Source organism: Micromonospora chaiyaphumensis, from assembly GCF_900091435.1.
GTDB lineage: Bacteria > Actinomycetota > Actinomycetes > Mycobacteriales > Micromonosporaceae > Micromonospora > Micromonospora chaiyaphumensis.
This window is the reverse complement of record NZ_FMCS01000003.1, coordinates 219907-234936: the sequence shown is the minus strand read 5'-3', so window position 1 is coordinate 234936 and position 15030 is coordinate 219907. Positions and strand designations below refer to the sequence as shown.

Annotated in this window: 17 protein-coding genes; 9 read left to right on the top strand and 8 right to left on the bottom strand. The window is 68.9% G+C overall.

The features are described 5' to 3' along the window. Window positions 1–487: 487 nt before the first annotated feature. A complete protein-coding gene (locus tag GA0070214_RS10415; RefSeq protein ID WP_139141795.1) occupies window positions 488–1066 on the top strand; it encodes a DUF3995 domain-containing protein in 579 nt (192 codons plus the stop codon). 120 nt (window positions 1067–1186) lie between these two features. On the opposite strand, the gene GA0070214_RS10410 is transcribed toward GA0070214_RS10415, so the two are convergent. Together GA0070214_RS10410 and GA0070214_RS10405 are read right to left on the bottom strand one after the other, a co-directional pair. Next, complete coding sequence (locus tag GA0070214_RS10410; RefSeq protein ID WP_091261767.1) at window positions 1187–1960, bottom strand: maleylpyruvate isomerase N-terminal domain-containing protein; 774 nt, start codon at window positions 1958–1960, stop codon at window positions 1187–1189. Window positions 1961–2199: 239 nt separating this feature from the next. Next, on the bottom strand, window positions 2200–2679 hold the full coding sequence (locus GA0070214_RS10405) for a heme-degrading domain-containing protein (RefSeq protein WP_244167640.1): 480 nt from the start codon (window positions 2677–2679) through the stop codon (window positions 2200–2202). Between the two features lie 253 nt (window positions 2680–2932). Between GA0070214_RS10405 and GA0070214_RS10400 the strand changes: the two genes are divergently transcribed. From GA0070214_RS10400 to GA0070214_RS10395, 3 genes are all read left to right on the top strand, one after another. After that, the gene (locus tag GA0070214_RS10400) at window positions 2933–3382 is read left to right on the top strand and encodes a hypothetical protein (RefSeq protein ID WP_091261765.1); all 450 of its coding nucleotides are present in this window, start codon (window positions 2933–2935) and stop codon (window positions 3380–3382) included. A 65-nt stretch (window positions 3383–3447) separates the two neighbouring features. Further along, window positions 3448–3636 (top strand): hypothetical protein, encoded by a 189-nt coding sequence (locus GA0070214_RS31380; protein ID WP_139141794.1) that lies wholly within the window; start codon window positions 3448–3450, stop codon window positions 3634–3636. Between the two features lie 170 nt (window positions 3637–3806). Then, window positions 3807–5447, top strand: coding sequence for a DUF885 domain-containing protein (locus tag GA0070214_RS10395; RefSeq protein ID WP_091261764.1), 1641 nt, complete (start codon window positions 3807–3809; stop codon window positions 5445–5447). Window positions 5448–5697: 250 nt separating this feature from the next. Here GA0070214_RS10395 and GA0070214_RS10390 read toward each other — a convergent pair whose 3' ends face one another. Next, on the bottom strand, window positions 5698–6054 hold the full coding sequence (locus GA0070214_RS10390) for a VOC family protein (protein ID WP_091262085.1): 357 nt from the start codon (window positions 6052–6054) through the stop codon (window positions 5698–5700). A gap of 117 nt (window positions 6055–6171) precedes the next feature. Further along, entirely contained in the window at window positions 6172–7287 is a 1116-nt protein-coding gene (locus GA0070214_RS10385; protein ID WP_279615646.1) for an MFS transporter, read from the bottom strand. 85 nt (window positions 7288–7372) lie between these two features. Here GA0070214_RS10385 and GA0070214_RS10380 point away from each other — a divergent pair, with 85 nt between their 5' ends. Together GA0070214_RS10380 and GA0070214_RS10375 are read left to right on the top strand one after the other, a co-directional pair. Beyond that, complete coding sequence (locus tag GA0070214_RS10380; protein ID WP_091261762.1) at window positions 7373–8341, top strand: outer membrane protein assembly factor BamB family protein; 969 nt, start codon at window positions 7373–7375, stop codon at window positions 8339–8341. A 186-nt stretch (window positions 8342–8527) separates the two neighbouring features. Further along, window positions 8528–8965, top strand: coding sequence for a VOC family protein (locus tag GA0070214_RS10375; RefSeq protein WP_091261761.1), 438 nt, complete (start codon window positions 8528–8530; stop codon window positions 8963–8965). Window positions 8966–9013: 48 nt separating this feature from the next. On the opposite strand, the gene GA0070214_RS10370 is transcribed toward GA0070214_RS10375, so the two are convergent. The 4 genes from GA0070214_RS10370 to GA0070214_RS10355 form a co-directional block, all read right to left on the bottom strand. Beyond that, window positions 9014–9217, bottom strand: a complete 204-nt coding sequence (locus GA0070214_RS10370) for a hypothetical protein (protein ID WP_091262083.1) — start codon at window positions 9215–9217, stop codon at window positions 9014–9016. Window positions 9218–9291: 74 nt separating this feature from the next. Then, window positions 9292–10152 carry a YwqG family protein gene (locus GA0070214_RS10365; protein WP_244167639.1) on the bottom strand — a complete coding sequence of 287 codons (861 nt, stop codon included), beginning with the start codon at window positions 10150–10152 and terminating at the stop codon, window positions 9292–9294. Window positions 10153–10359: 207 nt separating this feature from the next. Then, a complete protein-coding gene (locus GA0070214_RS10360) occupies window positions 10360–11505 on the bottom strand; it encodes a hypothetical protein (RefSeq protein WP_139141793.1) in 1146 nt (381 codons plus the stop codon). 62 nt (window positions 11506–11567) lie between these two features. Then, complete coding sequence (locus GA0070214_RS10355) at window positions 11568–12497, bottom strand: EamA family transporter (RefSeq protein ID WP_091261759.1); 930 nt, start codon at window positions 12495–12497, stop codon at window positions 11568–11570. A gap of 72 nt (window positions 12498–12569) precedes the next feature. On the opposite strand from GA0070214_RS10355, the gene GA0070214_RS10350 reads away from it, so the two are divergent. From GA0070214_RS10350 to GA0070214_RS10340, 3 genes are all read left to right on the top strand, one after another. Continuing rightward, window positions 12570–13475, top strand: coding sequence for a LysR family transcriptional regulator (locus GA0070214_RS10350; RefSeq protein WP_091261758.1), 906 nt, complete (start codon window positions 12570–12572; stop codon window positions 13473–13475). 54 nt (window positions 13476–13529) lie between these two features. Beyond that, window positions 13530–13901, top strand: coding sequence for a VOC family protein (locus GA0070214_RS10345; protein WP_091261757.1), 372 nt, complete (start codon window positions 13530–13532; stop codon window positions 13899–13901). Between the two features lie 202 nt (window positions 13902–14103). Further along, window positions 14104–14835 carry an ALF repeat-containing protein gene (locus GA0070214_RS10340; RefSeq protein WP_091261756.1) on the top strand — a complete coding sequence of 244 codons (732 nt, stop codon included), beginning with the start codon at window positions 14104–14106 and terminating at the stop codon, window positions 14833–14835. Window positions 14836–15030: the final 195 nt, after the last annotated feature.

Sequence of the window (15030 nt, the reverse complement as noted above, 5' to 3'; positions counted from 1 at the left end):
GGCCCGGCCTGATGTGATCCTTCCCTCGACCACGCCGACCATGCTGGGACAGCCAAGCCATCGATACGCCGCGCGTCGAGCGGAGCAACGTCGGCGGTTGGGCGACTGGCGCGATGCTTCGGTGCCCTGCTGGAGAGATGGACGCGATGGAGCGCCGGGTCATTTCAGGAGCCTGCACTCCTCTGCCGCGATCCACGTGGTGGCAGTTCAAAGGTCGGCCGGGTTGGGCCATTTTGGGAGCCCGCTCACCATGAGCGGGCTCCCCGGAGCCTGGCCCGACTCGAACGGTGCTGCCACCCCTGGGTTCAGTGACGCGCGGTACCGGCCCCGCGCGTTGGGCAGGCCGGCCTCCAATCGTATTGCGCCCGAGCCAACGCAGGGTGTCCGCATCTGCCGCCGAGCTTGCGCGGCAGCCCTGAAGTGCGGTCACGCGGCGTGACGCACACGCAGGCCGCCGCTGCGCGCCCCTCATGGTCTCGGTCGCGCCATGTTGAGTGCCCGAGAGATCGAGCCTCCCTCTGTTGAGGGAGGTGAATCCCCTGAGGAGGGGAGGCGTCATGGCGCCCGAGTCGACGATCTTGGGGTTATGAGAGTTCACGGCAGCGCTCGATGGGCGTACGGCACGTTCGCGTGGCTGGTCTTCTTCGTCGTGTCCCACGTGGTAGCGGTGTTCTTCCCCGGTGACGATCCGACCGGTGACGGGCCATGGGACCTGAGGGCGTACGTGATCTTCAACGTCGTTCTCATCCTCATGTCGGCCGTCGGGGCGGCTGTCGTGGTAGCCACCGTCCGGCCATGGGGACGGCGTGTCCCTCGGTGGGTGCTCCTCACGCCGCTGTGGTTCGGCAGCACGCTACTCGTCGTCCGGGGGGTTCCCGGGATGGTCGAAAACCTGCTCATGGCTACCGGCATCCGCCGAGGCGGCTTTGTGGGGGCGGAGGACATCTCCACGGCTGAGCTCTGGGCCGGCCTCGGGATCAACACCTATTTCTTCATTGGCGCGGTGCTACTCAGCGTGACCACCGTCTCCTACGTCCGCCGATCACGGGAAAGCGGTCGCGGCTGATGGGCACCCGTCCCACAGCTAGTGCTCTGACCGGGAACGTTTACCGGGTTGGCGGCGGCAGGGCCAGTGGCGCCCGCAGGAGCGCGCGCACCACCGACGGATGCGTCACAAGCGCGGGTTTTACGCGTTCGGGTCCCATTCTGCGAGCTGCTCCATCGGCTCGGTGTCGCCGGTGGTTTCCAGGCCGTCGAGCGGGACGCGGTCGTAGAAGTAGAGGACCAGTTCGCTCGCTGCGCCGCGCATCGCCAGGTCGCCCGGCTCCGCGTCGGCGGCGAGGTCGTCGCAGCGGACGCCGTCGGCGTTGAGGGTCAGGCGCCAGGAGCGGCCGTCGGTCGTGTGCAGGTCGATGGTCGCCGGCTTGAACGGCCAGGGGACGGTCGTCGCCGAGACGGTCGTCAGGAACTCGTCGACGCCCTCGACCGCGACGTCCGTCGGCAGCGGCTGTGCGGCCCCCTGGGTGAGCTGGGCGTCGTAGGTGTGGACGGCGATCTCCTGGATCTGGTGCCGGGCCACGGCTCCGCTGGTCTGCGAGGCCTGCGAGCGGCCCCACCAGGTCCAGCAGCCGCGGTCCGGGCCGGCCTCGCGCATCACCTCGAGCATGAGCTTGGTCGACTCGGCGAGCCAGGCGTCCAGGGCTTCGCGGTCGCGGGGCGCGGTCGGGGCGCCCTTCGGGTCCGTCCTCGCCGGGGGTTCAGCGCCCGGGCCGGCCGCGATGATGGCGGCCTGGCGGCGGCGGCCGTCGCCGAGGTGCTGCGCCAGTTCGCGCAGCGTCCAGTCCGGGCAGGTCGGGACCTGGACGTCAAGGTCAGGGGCGGACGCGACCGCGGCGCGGAACGCGGCCGAGCGGTCTTCGATCAGCCGCAGGACCTCGGGGAACTCCAAAACGTTTTGCACCGCGGTTGTCTATCACTGCGCTCCGGCCGCCGGGTAGCGAATTTGCCGGACGAACGCGTCGACAGCCGGGCGAAGCGCCGGCGCCGGAGCGATGCTGGGCCAGCACCAGGACCAGTTGGTGAAGCGTCAGATGTCCAGGCTCGTCGGTTTGCCACTCCTACGACACCGCATCCTGCCCGGCTGACGTCGCCCTCCGTCACCACAAAGCGTGAGACAGCCGAACGTTGACAAGGAGCCGTTCACGAGACGGCGCCCTTCTCGGAGCCCTTGGAGTCCAGGAAGAGTCCGAGGGCCTCGACGACGAGACGGTGGTCCTCGAGTTGGGGCAGCCCTGAGACGGTGACGGTGCCGACCGGGCCGGTGCCCCTGAGGATGATCGGGAAGCAGCCGCCGTGCGCGGCGTACAGGGTCGCGTCGAGGTGGGATTGTTCCTCGAAGGTGGTGCCGCGGTCGCGGTAGGTCTGGCCCACGAGGTAGGAGCTGTGTCCGAACCGGCGGACGACGCGGATCTTGCGTTCGATCCAGTCGTCGTTGTCGGCAGAGGTGCCGTGCAGTGCGTAGTGGAAGAGTTGGTGATCGCCGAGGCGGATGTCGACGGTGACAGCGTGGCCCCGCTCCCTGGCCAGCCCGACCAGGCGAGTTCCCAAGGCCCAGGCGTCATCATGGTCGAAGCGGTCGAACTGGAGGCGTTCTTCCTGCTCCCGAAGCTCCGGCGTCACGGCGTACCGTTCCCTTCCTCGATCGTCAGAACGATCTAAGCAGAGGGAGAACCGCCGAGGGAAACGTTCATCGCGCCGTACGCCCATCGGCAGATCAGGGTGATGCCGGCAGCCGTTGGTGCCGCGATCCGCGCTACACAGCGTCACGCCGAGCTGCCCTCGGTGGCCTTCGGACGTGTCGAGTTGAGGATGCTCAAACAGTCAGCTGATCATGGCGTTGCGGGTGCAGCACCGCGGCTGAGAGGATCTTGCCGTGCTGGAGATCGATGAGTCGTATCGCGGCGGCGCCGAGAAGACCTGTGAGTGCTGTGGGCAACCCAGCCGCCGCACCTGGTGCATGGTGACTCGTGACGGCCTCCCGTACGCGGTGTTCTTCGCCGCGTGCTACAACCACGACGGCGCAGCCGAAAGCTGGATCGACGTGGTGTTCGGTACGTGGGGTCAGGACACCGACTACGACGACCACCTCACCTTCGGCTGCCGCTTCGGCCCAGGCGCCGGCAGCGATCTGCCTGGGGCTACCGCCGTAGACGCTGCATCGGTGGCACCAGATGCTCCCCTCTACGGTCACAAGCTCACTCGAGCCGAGGCTTTGGCCCACCCAAACCTCAGCGAGTTCTGGGAAGTGATCGACTTCGTAACGGCGACCGACCCGCTGCTACACCAGCACCACTACGGGCATCGAGCAACGGCGAGCCAGTAGCGCCGCCAACGGCAGATCGCGAGCAGGTAACAGCCGGAAACTGGCCGGCGGACGAGGCCCTCGAGTTGGCCACTAAGGCAAACGACGTCCTGCTGCCGAACGGATTTGCGACTGCCGGAATGCTGTTCTTGAGGGCCATGCTTCCCGACGGCAGCCATGTAGGTGTGTCGTGGCTGGGCCTGACGCATCCACGCGGCGCGCCCGACTGCGCGTTCATCTACGACATCGAGATCGTGCGTAAATCGCTCGATTGACCAAGACTCAGACCGTTGCCGCGGCCGGCGCCCCGACCTGCCGCTGACCGCGCACCGGTCAGCGTCCGCTCGTGCCGATGAACGGAAGTTTTCAAATGGGTCTGAACCGCTTACCGCGATCGATGCAGGCTCGCACCACGGCGGCTACGGAAGGCCCTAGCATTGCTCCCGTGATCGAGGACTTCGCGGATCGGCTCCTGTGCGACATGGCCGGCCTCGACCCCTGCACAGCGGTCGTCGAGTGTGGCGAGCAGGATGTCGACGGGCTTACCGACTACGGCCCGGAGGGCCACCAGGCCCGCGCCGACCTCGCAGCCCGCGCTCTGCGCGAGCTAGAGGCCTTGGGTGACGCACTGCCGGCCGCGACCCCGCTGCACGCCCACCTCGCCGAACGGCTGCACACGCGTATCGCCTTCCACGACGCCGGGGAGGACCTGCGCGAACTGCACGCGGCGGCCACCGGTCCGCTCCAGCTCATCCGCCAGGCCGTCGAGGCCGCGGTTCCCGCCGACGGCGCCGAGGGCGCGGCCTTCGAGGAGGGCTGGGCTCGTGTCGGCGCACGCCTGGCCGCGATCCCCGCGGCCCTGGACGGGTACGCCCGCAGCCTCCTGCTCGCCGCGGAGCGCGGCAATGTGCCGGCGCGGCGTCAGGTGGAGCTCGTCATCCAGCGCTGCCGCAACTGGATCGACGACGATGTCGCCCTGGTGGATCGCTACGGCGAGGGGCGTCAGCGGGCCTCGTTGCAGGCCGCGGCGACGGGCTCGCGAGAGGCTTACCAGAAACTGGCCGAGATGCTGACCGCGGACCTGGCACCGCGGGCCGTTGAGGAGGAAGCGTTCGGCCAGCAGCGGTACGCACTCTGGGTGCGCACCTTCCTCGCGGCCCAGCCTGACCTGCGCGAGCTGTACGACTGGGGCTGGGACGAGTTCCGAGCGACGGAGGCAGAGCTGATCGCGGAAGCGAAGGCCCTGGGCGGGAGCGTGCCAGAGGTGCTCGCGCGGCTCGCCGGCCCCGACGCGCCCGGCACGCTGCACAGCAGGGAGGCGTTCGCCGCGTGGCTGCAGGAGCTGTTGGAGGCCACCACCGAGCGGCTGGACGGCGTGTACTTCGACATCCCCGCCCCGCTGCGGCGCATCGAGTCGCGGTTGACCACGTCGTCCGGCATTGCCTACACCGGGCCGTCGCGGGACCTGACGCGGCCGGGCCGGGTCTGGTGGTCCCTCCCCCAGGACGCGACGACCTTCCCCACCTGGTACGCCTACAGCACCGCCTATCACGAGGGCGTCCCCGGCCACCACCTCCACCTCGGCTCCGAGGTCTGCCGGGGAGGCCTCGGGCAGCGGCTTAACCTGCTCGGCGGCCTCTGCGGCAGCCAGGAGGGCTGGGCCCTGTACGCCGAGCGGTTGATGGACGAGGTCGGGCTCTACGAGCAGCCCGGTGCTCGACTGGGATATCTATACATGCAGCTGCTGCGGGCAGCCCGGGTCGTGCTCGACATCGGCCTGCACCTGCGATTGCCAATGCCGTCTGGTGACAGAGCATCGTGGACGCCGAATGCTGCGCTGGAACTGCTGCGGGACCGCTGTCACCAGGGGCCGTACGCGTCCGCCGAACTCGCGCGTTACCTGGGCCGGCCGGGGCAGGCCCTGGCCTACAAGGTGGGTGAGCGCGTGTGGCTGGCGGGCCGCTCGTCCTTCCCCGGCGACCGGCGCGCATTCCATCGGCAGGCGCTGGAGCTGGGTTCGCTGGGCTTGGATCAGTTGACGGCCGCCCTCCAGGGTGACGCCGCACCACTCGTGCACCACGGTTGAACAAGCCAGGGACCGCGCTTGTAGCTGCACGTCCTTGACGTCCGACCGGTCTGAATCAGGCCAGACTTTAACAGCGCGTCAGACCTCGGCATATCAACACGATCATGATCTATTTCCACGTCCGGATCTGACGGCGACCGCGCGTGACAGCCGGCGGATGGAGCCGACACCCGGTCGTGCCGATGAGCGTGGACACTGCGCCAAGGCGTCCTGGGCTTGTTGTGTTTGAGGATTGGGCCGCCCGCCCGGATCAGTTCACACAGAGGCAGAAGGGGTGACCTGCCGGGTCGAGGAAGACCCGGAAGGAGGTACCAGGTTGGTGCGGGTGTTTGGTTGCGCCGAGATCGAGCACTGCCGCCTCGGCGGCGTCGAGGTCGTCAACGATCACATCGAGGTGCATCTGCTGGGGAAGCTCCTGGGTTGGCCACACCGGCGGCCTGTACCCAGCTACCTGCTGGAAGGAGATGCACTGACCGTACTCCGCGCGGACCTCGGCCCAGTCCGACGAGACGTCAACCTTCCAATCCAGCATTGTGCCGTAGAACGTTGCGAGTGCACCAGGATCCGGACAGTCGATGACGATGCTGGGAAAGCGAGCGATGGCCATGCCGGCCATGGTACGAGCGGTCGCGGACGATCCAGCTCCGGCGACGCGACGCGCGCTGTGTCGCCCGCCGAACGTCCGCTCATGCCGCGACCCGCGCGTGCTCGCCGAGCGAGGCGATCACGCTCGGTACCTGGCCTCTGAGTCGAGCGGGCATCCTGAACTGCCGAGAAGAGTGCGTCGAGTGGCCATGCTTTGTGGTCGTCCGGGCGCTCGTCTCGAGATCCTGTGCAGCCCGAGACGGGCGCATTGGCCGCGACGGTTTATCTGAGCGGTACTGTCCGGACACCGGGCGTTGCGGCCAGCAGGAGCGCCGACACGGCCCTGAAAGCGGCCGCACCGACGAAGACCAAACCCGGTGATGCGTACGCCAGCGACCACCCGAACGCCGCGCCGGCCGCAAGCGGCACCGCGGTCTCCGCAACGGCACCGATTCCGGTCAGCGCGACCCTGCATGGGCCCCTGCTCGTCGGGCCGGACGCTGCGAGAGATCCATGACTGCGCGGCCGCACCGCCGACCGCGCCGAGCACGCCGACCATCTGTAGGAGGTAGAGCATCCACGGCACGGACCCGAACGCGGTACCTACCAGCGACGCGGCGCCGAGCAGGCCGCCGGCCACCGCGGCAGGCTTGCCGCCGAGCAGGCGGACGACCGGGCCGACGGCCCGGGCTTGGAAGACCGCGCCGGCGAGCGCGCCCGCCGCCATCACGACGCCGATGTGTGCGGTGCTCCAAGCGAACTGGTACGTGAGGAAGAACGCCCAGATCGACTGGTGGGTCATGCGGGCGACGTCGGCGCAGAAGCGGGCGTACGCGAGCCGCCCCAGTACCGGCCGGCGCAGGACGGCGGCGAGGGAGCCGACCGGGTTCGCCAGCCGCAGGGTCAGCGGGGTCGTTCGGTCGCCGGGCCGCGACTCGGGCAGGACGAACCAGCCGTAGGCGACGTTCGCGAAGGACAGCGCGGCCGCGGCGAAGAACGGCAGGCGTACGTCGACGGCGCCGAGCAGGCCGCCGATGGTCGGGCCGGCGACGAAGCCGAGCCCGAACGCTGCGCCGATCAGCCCGTACGCGCGGGCCCGCGACTCGGGTTCCGTGACGTCCGCGATGTACGCGTTAACCACGGTGCTCGTACCCGCGCACGCACCGGCGAGGGCGTGGAACAGCCGTGGGCAGCCGCGATGAGAGCGACCCCACCGATCACCTCGACCAAGCCTGGCCGGGCTGCGTCGTACCACCAGTCAACAGGTAGCCGCGATCCGCGCAGGCAACCCCTGATGGCTTCGTCGAAATCGGCTCTATGCTGCTGCGACGCAACCCCGCTTGATCAACCAGGTGTGGCTGCCCGGCATTCAGCATGTCACGCAGGCAACGAGCCTTGGCTGGGTGGTCACCGAGCCCAACAGCGCCACCGTGAACCTGTTCGACCATGAACTGCGTCGCGTGGGGCGAGTTGCGGTCCCCCTTGACGACCCGCAGATGAACGTCGCTGCCACTGGCCAACTCGTCGCGGCGGGCGATAAGCATCAGATCATCGTTCTTGACCACCGAGGCGGAATTCATTGGCGCAGCGACTGGGATCGGCTCGGCGGCAGCGCCGACGCCGGCTTCCACCTGGACGGCGAGCACGTCCTCTGGGTCCGTCTGACCGACACCAAGGAACTCGTCGCCATCGACGCCACGACCGGCAAGGAGATCCATCGCACGCCGCTGCCCGGCCCCGAGGCTGCCATGTTCGTGCACCGCCCCGTCGACACCTGGACCGGCTTGACGCTGTTCCATCCTGACCCGTCACCCGCCATGCTCGTCGGCCTGGACGCCGAACACATCGCGCTGAGACCGTTGACCGGTGACGACCTCGCCGGTTTCAGCCCGGCAGGCGACCACTATCTGACCATGGCACCCGACGGCTTCCTGTCCGTCCGCGACCTCACCACCGGCACCATGATCGTGGAGGGACACCTCGAAGACCTGCCGGACATGCCACCAGGCCCCGCGAGCTGGCGATACTTGGACCGGGCGGTGTTCGTCACCGACGAACTGATCCTGATCGACGTCAGCACCGCAGACCTGCCCGACGACGCCGAGGACCATCTACTGCTGTCGGCGCGCGGCCTCAGGTGCCGCTCCCAGGTGCGGTACCCGCACCCCTACAGATCCGGCGCCATCCACCCCAGTCAGCAGCCAGGCCGATGGCTCACCCGCCACCATCAGCAGGACCAACTCCGGCTCTGGCAACTCGACGGCCGCCTCGACGATGACCCGCTGCCGGGCCAAGTCCCGCTGCTCTGACCACGCAGCCTGCCGCCGGCCAACCCGCTCGAAGGGAAGGCCGGACGGATCCGCCACGTAGCGCGCGGTCATGGCGAGTTGTGGACGTTCGCACGGTGATGACCGGCCGCCTCGGTTGACCTCGGTACTGTGAACGCCGCAGGCCGTGGCAGAAACATGTCCGATACGACGACGGGAGCACGGTCCATGTCATATGTTCGGCGCTTCGACCACATCGGCATCACCGTCGCAGACCTCGATGCCGTGACCGCTTTCTTCGTGGCGCTCGGCTTGGAGGTCGAGGGCAGGACGTTCGTCGAGGGCGAGTTCTTGGAGACGGTCTGCGGCATTCCGGACTCCCGCACCGAGATCGTCATGCTGAAGTCGCCCGACGGTGCCCGCCTGGAGCTCGCGCGCTTCGTGCGGCCCGACTCCGTGCCGGGCTCGCCGGCAGCCATGGCCAACGAGCTGGGGTTGCGAAACGTCTCCTTCGAGGTCAACGACTTGCAGGCCGCTGTCGATTGGGCAGCGAGCGAGGGCTACGGGCTGGTCGGTGGCATCGGCGAGTACGAGGGCGCTTGGCGGATGGCCTACGTCCGGGGGCCCGAGGGGATCATCGTCTCCCTCGCCGAGCGCATCAGCTGAACTCGCAACGCCCGGATCTGCCGCTGAGCACGCCCGATCCCCTGCCGACTAGAGATGGTCGCAGTAGGGAGAGCAACAACGGCCGAGGGCGTGGCCCAGGTCTCGCAGAAGGGTGCCCAGGCGCTCGACCTCCTCGGCGGTGGGCGGAGTGATGGCCGCGCCGGCCGCGATATGCTCTCCGACCTCGAACAGAGCGACGCACAGATCCTCGGCGGTTGCGCGGCCGAGCCGCAGAATGACGTCATCCCCCATGTGCAGACGCTCATCGCACATCTTGCGGCAACGGCTGGTCGAGGTCGAGTGCACGGACCTCCCGCAGACCGCGGTCAGCAGCACTGCCAGGTGAACATGGCTCGGTCGAATCGCCGGGCAGCGAGGTCGTCGGGCCGGATGAGCCAGTAGAGCATGCCGACATCGCCCCACATCATGTTCGCGTTGTCGTCGCTGTCGAACTGGGCCAGCAGCAGCCATTGGCCGGCCTCGGAGGCGAGTGTGGGGTCTCGCCAGCCGACGTTGCCACCCAGTGCCGCCTGCGCGACCTCGTACTCGACATCGCCCTGCACCGGGTAGGCGTATCCGCCGAGCTGGTGCAGCGGGCCCTCGCCACAGCTGATTGCCGAACAGAACTCCCTGCCTCGGAGCGGATGCTCTGGTTCTGCCACCTGGGTGAACCCGGCCCCGAACGCGTCGTGCAGCACGGGATGGTCGTACGAGGGTGGCGTCGACACCGCACGCGAGGCGAGCCGGAGGCGCTTGTAGGGTTCGATGCCCTCGGGAGTCGACCGCTGCGCACTGGCTCGGCCTGCAGGCACGTACAGGACGCGGGCGCCGGCCTGAGACTTGGGATCGCTGGCGAAGACCATCGCCTCACCGTCGTCGTACTGGCCGTCGAAGTAGAAGAACAGAAGCCGGCCGTCGATCGGCAGCCCCAATTCGGTGACCACCCGTGGCAGCGCGGCGCAGTCGACGGAGGCGATGAAGCTCAACGGCCCATGCCCCTCCCAGACCGGCCACGCCACGTCGTCGGGCAGCTGGGGCTCACCGCCCAGGTATCCGACCGCAGGCCCGTCGCCGTCGTCGGCGTTGATCAGCCGAATTCCCGGCCGCAGCAGCGACAACCACGTGTCGGCGACGTCTGCCGGCAGGTGTTCACGGGCCGCCGCAGCAAGATCGGTCTGGCTGGTCATGCCGAGCATCATGCCACCGCACGCCGACACCGACGCCGGTGTCGGTCAGCCCCGGCCTCACCGTCGGCCTGGCCCCGGCGCCGGCCGAGTCACAGCCCGGTCAGCCGGCCGATGGTCGGTCCTCATAGCGTGCTCCAAGGATGCCTATCGGCTGGCGGAAGCGCGGTGGAGCACAGGGCCGGCGCCAGCCAGCGAGTCCGTCGGACTTCAGAAGCGTCGACCCTCGTCAAACCAACTGGTGACCTGAGTCTCGGGTACACACAGGCGTTTGGCCAGGTCACAGAAGACGGCCCAGGCCTGCTCCCGGTAATTCGTGTCGATCAGGCCGTGCTCGTCGTCGGCCACGTTGAGCTCGGCGACGAGGCCGCGCAGAGCACGTTCGGCTGCGTCCAGCCGATCGGGTGCTTCGGGTGCGATGGCGTCGACGGCCCGCCGTGCCCGGTTGTAGGCCGCGCAGGCGGCCTGACCGAATGCCTCGGAGTCCTCTACCCAGTCGCGGAACGGGTTGTCCATGTGGGCGGCGAGCCAGGCCTCCGATTTCGCTCCGTTGACCGACACGGTGACCGCGCCGCCCTTCAAACGTGCCTTCACCGCGGTGGCCGTTGCGCGTCTGGTTCCGTTGAGCGTGAGGTGCCGCAACGATGGCAACTCCGGCAGGTTTTCCGGGTCCAAGCCGTAGGCGTCGTCAAGCTGGAGGCTGTGCAGCCGCTGGTGCCTGCCTAGCTCGGGTAGGTCGGTCAGGACACCGGGTGGCTCCCCGAACGTGAGCCTCAGGTCCTCCAGGTCGGTCAGGCCGGCCAGCACGGCGGCCGACATCTCGCCCCCGACCCAGAGCCAGACCTTACGCGTGCGGTGCAGACCGTCTGGTACCACCAGGTCTGACGTGTACGGGAACAGCCGGAGGTCCAGCCCGTGGCCCATTTCCGGTGCTTCGACGCGAAGCGCCGCCGGCGGCCTGCGGAGCAACAGCGTACCGACCGACTTGGGTAGGCGAACGCTACGAAGCCCGGCACCATTCAGACGAACGGTGCCGAGGTTGGTCGAGGTGAGGTCGATGTCGCCGACGGCATCGTCCCAGTAGAGAAACCGGATCCCCGGGCGAGCGGCAACAGCCTCGATGATCCCGCGCTCTGGACCAGACCACTCGACCGTCAGGCACTGGGGCAACGCATCCAGTTGTGACCAGTGGACCTGGCCGTCCACGGGCACCAGGCCATCGGCTGGGCGCAGGTTGAGCACCCTGGTCGAGCGGGCAAGACGCTTCGGACCACCACCGAAATTCACCTCGACATCAGCGGACCGGACTCGCCGGACGTCACCGACGGGTCGGAACCGCCCGAACGCAGCAGGCACGCAGACGATCTTAGGTCCCCAGCGGCGCCTGAGCCGACGATGCTGGGACAACCGATAATTGCTCATGCAGAGGCAGTGGCGGCCGGAGCGTATTCGGGTTCGCGGCCCCCACTCGCAGCCGTGGCGTTGCCGCGGTCCGTCGAGGAACGCCGGACCACCAGCGCCAGCCCGGCGAGGATGATGGCGCCTGCGGCCAGCTCCGTCGGGCCGACGGGCTCGTCGAGCAGCAGCCACGCCGCGCTGAGCCCGAAGACCGGCACCAGGAGGCTGAACGGCGCCACCCGCGCGATCGAGTACCGGGCGATCAGCCGGTTCCAGATCCCGAAGCCGACGAGGGTCGACACGTAGGCGACGTACGCCACGGCGAGCAGTCCGCGCCAGGACAACCCGGTGATCGCATCCAGCACCGCCTGCGTGCCGTCGACCACGCCGGCCAGGCCGAGCAGCGGCATCGGTGGCACCAGGCTCGACCAGACCAGCAGCGAGAGCGGTCGTGTCTCGCCGCTGGCTCGCATGACCAGGTTCGCCACGGCCCAGCTGGCCGCCGCGAACAGCGTCAGCGCGAAGCCGATCACCGTGGCGTGGCCGCCGCTGCCGATCGCCAGCACACCGATCCCGACCGATCCGACAAGTACGCCGGCCACCTGCGCCCGCCCCGGCCGCTCCCCCAGCACCGCCGCGGCCAGCAGCACCGACATCAGCGCCTGCGCCTGCAGCACCAGCGAGGCCAGGCCGGCCGACATGCCAGCGGCGAGCGCCGTGAACAGCGCGCCGAACTTCAGTACGCCGAGCACCAGCCCGTAGGCGACCACGTAGCGGAGCCGGGCGCTGGGGCGCGGCACCAGGAAGACCAGCGGCACCGCCGCCGCGACGAAGCGCAGCGCGGTCAGCACGAGCGGCGGCAGGTCGCGCAGGCCCAGCTCGATGGCGACGAAGTTGACGCCCCAGATGGCGGCAACGAGCACGGCGAGAAGTCGGTGCGATGCTTTCATGCCGGCTACGCTGCCCCAGCGAACGCTTAAGAACCAGTTCAAAGTTCTTCATCGCTGTTGTAGCGTGGCTACATGGACCTTGATGTTCGCCGGCTCCGCGTGCTGCACGAGGTAGCGCTGCGCGGCAGCGTCACCGCCGCCGCCGCGTCGCTGCACGTGACCCCGTCGGCGGTCTCCCAGCAGCTCGTCCAGCTGTCCCGAGAGGCCGGGCACGAGCTGGTCGAGCGGGCCGGGCGCGGAATCGTGCTCACGCCGGCCGGCGAGGTGCTGGCCAGCCACGCGAAGTCCGTGCTGGGGGCGGTGGAGCAGGCGGTGGCCGGGCTCGCGGCCATCCGCGACGGGGTCAGCGGCACCGTGCGGGTCGGCGCGTTCGCGTCCGCAGCCGGTGCGCTGGTGGCGCCCGCCGCCGCCCGCGCGCGGGCGAAGCACCCGGAGCTGGACGTGCGGGTGATCGAGGCCGAAGACCAGCAGAGCCGCCTCGACCTACGCTCCGGCACCCTCGACGTGGTGGTGCTGCAGGAGTACGACCACGTGCCCGCGCCGCTGGTCAACGACCTGGACCGGCACCCGGTCACCACCGACCCGATGCACCTCATAACCCCGGTCGGGTGGCGCCGTCACACCGGCCGGCTGAGCGAACTGCGCGATGTGCCCTGGATCGCCAGCGCCGAGCACACGCCGTGCCTACGGTCCACACTGCACGCCTGCCGGCTCGCCGGCTTCGAGCCGGACATCCGGCACCGGTCCGTCGACTTCGCGCTCACGCTGGACCTCGTCGCGGCCGGGCTGGGCGCCGCGCTGGTGCCGGAGCTGGCGCTGCGCCACGTGCCAGCCGGGGTGCACGTGGAGCCACTGGTCGAGCCGGTCACCGAGCGGCGCATCTTCGCGGTCACCCGCGCCCTCGGCGGCACGGCGCAACGGCCCGCCGTGGACGCCTTCCTGGCCGAGCTGAGCGGCCCGGCCGAAGCCCGGGCCTGAGCCGAATGGTGTGGTGAGCCCGAAGGGTCGTACCCACGTCCTACGGTGGGCTCCATGGACTGGAAGATTGAACTCATCCCCGTTCCGGTGACCGATGTCGACCGGGCCAAGGCGTTCTACCAGAAGGTGGGCTTCAACGCCGACCACGATCACACGGTGCACGAGGGCCTGCGGTTCGTCCAGCTGACACCACCCGGCTCGGCGTGCTCCATCGTGATCGGCGAGGGCATCACCGACAAGACCCCCGGCACCCAGGAAATCCAGGTCGTGGTCGCCGACGCCGAGGCGGCGCGCCGGCAACTGCTCGACGCCGGTGTCGACGCCAGCGAGGTCGACGTGCAGCCATGGGGCAACTTCGTCTACTTCGGCGATCCGGACGGCAACAAATGGTCGCTGCAGGCGATCGCATCACGCCCCAACGGCTGACCGAAGGCCCTGGCACTGCCCTGATGATCGAGGACGTCGCGGATCGGCTGCTCGTGGTCTGCTCCTGGCCCGGGGCCGAAGTCGATGCAGCCGACGGCAGGGGGGTCTTGGCATAGATCATCACGCGTGCAGGTCCTTGCTCTTCCATTCGCTGTCGGTAGTATCTCCGTGTTTTGGCTAGCAACGGGGGAGGAAGACCCACATGCGATGGAAAATTCCGGCCGGCGTCCTAATGGCGCTGGCCTTTCTGATTCCGGCGGCACCGGCGGTGGCCCAAACCGAACCGCCCGGGCTGAACGAGGCCTGCCAAACGGTCGAGCGCAAGGTGTACAAGGACATCCGCGAGCTTGTCACCATCGACCTGGACACCGCCACCAATGTAGAGGTGCGCGTGTTGGCCAACCAGATCCTGGCCGCGGCGAACGCCGACTCGTTGCCCGTTCTGCCTGACGCCATTCAGAAGCGCCTGGACGGCACCGCGGATGATCTGCGCGCATTCCTCAAAGCGGACGTGCAGAACGCCTGGTCAACGGCCCTGCGGATCACGGTGGTCCGGACATTGACCGGCGCTGGCACCAACGTGAAGGCGGCCGCGCAGAAGGCGCTCGATGAGGGGACCGTCGACGCCTACCTGGCTTACCTGAACAACGGCCTGTACGCCGCACGTGCGCTCGACTGCGCGTCTCAGCCCACACCGACGGCAACGTCTCAGCCCACGCCGACACCGAGCGCCACGCCCAGCGCCACGACGACCAGTGCACCGGCTCCTGCTTCCTCCGCCAGCCCGGGCGCCCCCGGCGGCGGCGAGGGCGGTGGGTTGCCCGTCACCGGTGACGACACCGCGACCGTGGCCGGCATCGGCGGTGCGCTTCTGCTCCTCGGCGGCGCTGGCTACCTGATCGGACGCCGACGCCGTTCCCGCTTCGTGGCATAGCCCGCTCGACGCGCCCGGCTCGATGCTTCGTCGGGCTGGGCGCGTTCAGCGCTGCGCTTGGCGCGGATCGTCGTGTCTCGAAGGCGTGCTGCCAGCTTCGGAAGCAAGCCGCAACGCATGTGGGCCGCCGAGCCGACGGCAATCCCCACACCGCCGAGGGCATCGTGACAACGATGGAAAGGCTCTGGAACACCC

What these genes read in the sequence shown, in the direction of transcription:
- GA0070214_RS10415 (WP_139141795.1), top strand. Translation starts at nt 488, where the DNA reads ATGTTGAGTGCCCGAGAGATCGAGCCTCCCTCTGTTGAGGGAGGTGAA.
- GA0070214_RS10390 (WP_091262085.1), bottom strand. Translation starts at nt 6,054, where the DNA reads ATGGCCATCGCTCGCTTTCCCAGCATCGTCATCGACTGTCCGGATCCT.
- GA0070214_RS10375 (WP_091261761.1), top strand. Translation starts at nt 8,528, where the DNA reads ATGTCATATGTTCGGCGCTTCGACCACATCGGCATCACCGTCGCAGAC.
- GA0070214_RS10370 (WP_091262083.1), bottom strand. Translation starts at nt 9,217, where the DNA reads ATGGGGGATGACGTCATTCTGCGGCTCGGCCGCGCAACCGCCGAGGAT.
- GA0070214_RS10365 (WP_244167639.1), bottom strand. Translation starts at nt 10,152, where the DNA reads ATGACCAGCCAGACCGATCTTGCTGCGGCGGCCCGTGAACACCTGCCG.
- GA0070214_RS10355 (WP_091261759.1), bottom strand. Translation starts at nt 12,497, where the DNA reads ATGAAAGCATCGCACCGACTTCTCGCCGTGCTCGTTGCCGCCATCTGG.
- GA0070214_RS10350 (WP_091261758.1), top strand. Translation starts at nt 12,570, where the DNA reads ATGGACCTTGATGTTCGCCGGCTCCGCGTGCTGCACGAGGTAGCGCTG.
- GA0070214_RS10345 (WP_091261757.1), top strand. Translation starts at nt 13,530, where the DNA reads ATGGACTGGAAGATTGAACTCATCCCCGTTCCGGTGACCGATGTCGAC.
- GA0070214_RS10340 (WP_091261756.1), top strand. Translation starts at nt 14,104, where the DNA reads ATGCGATGGAAAATTCCGGCCGGCGTCCTAATGGCGCTGGCCTTTCTG.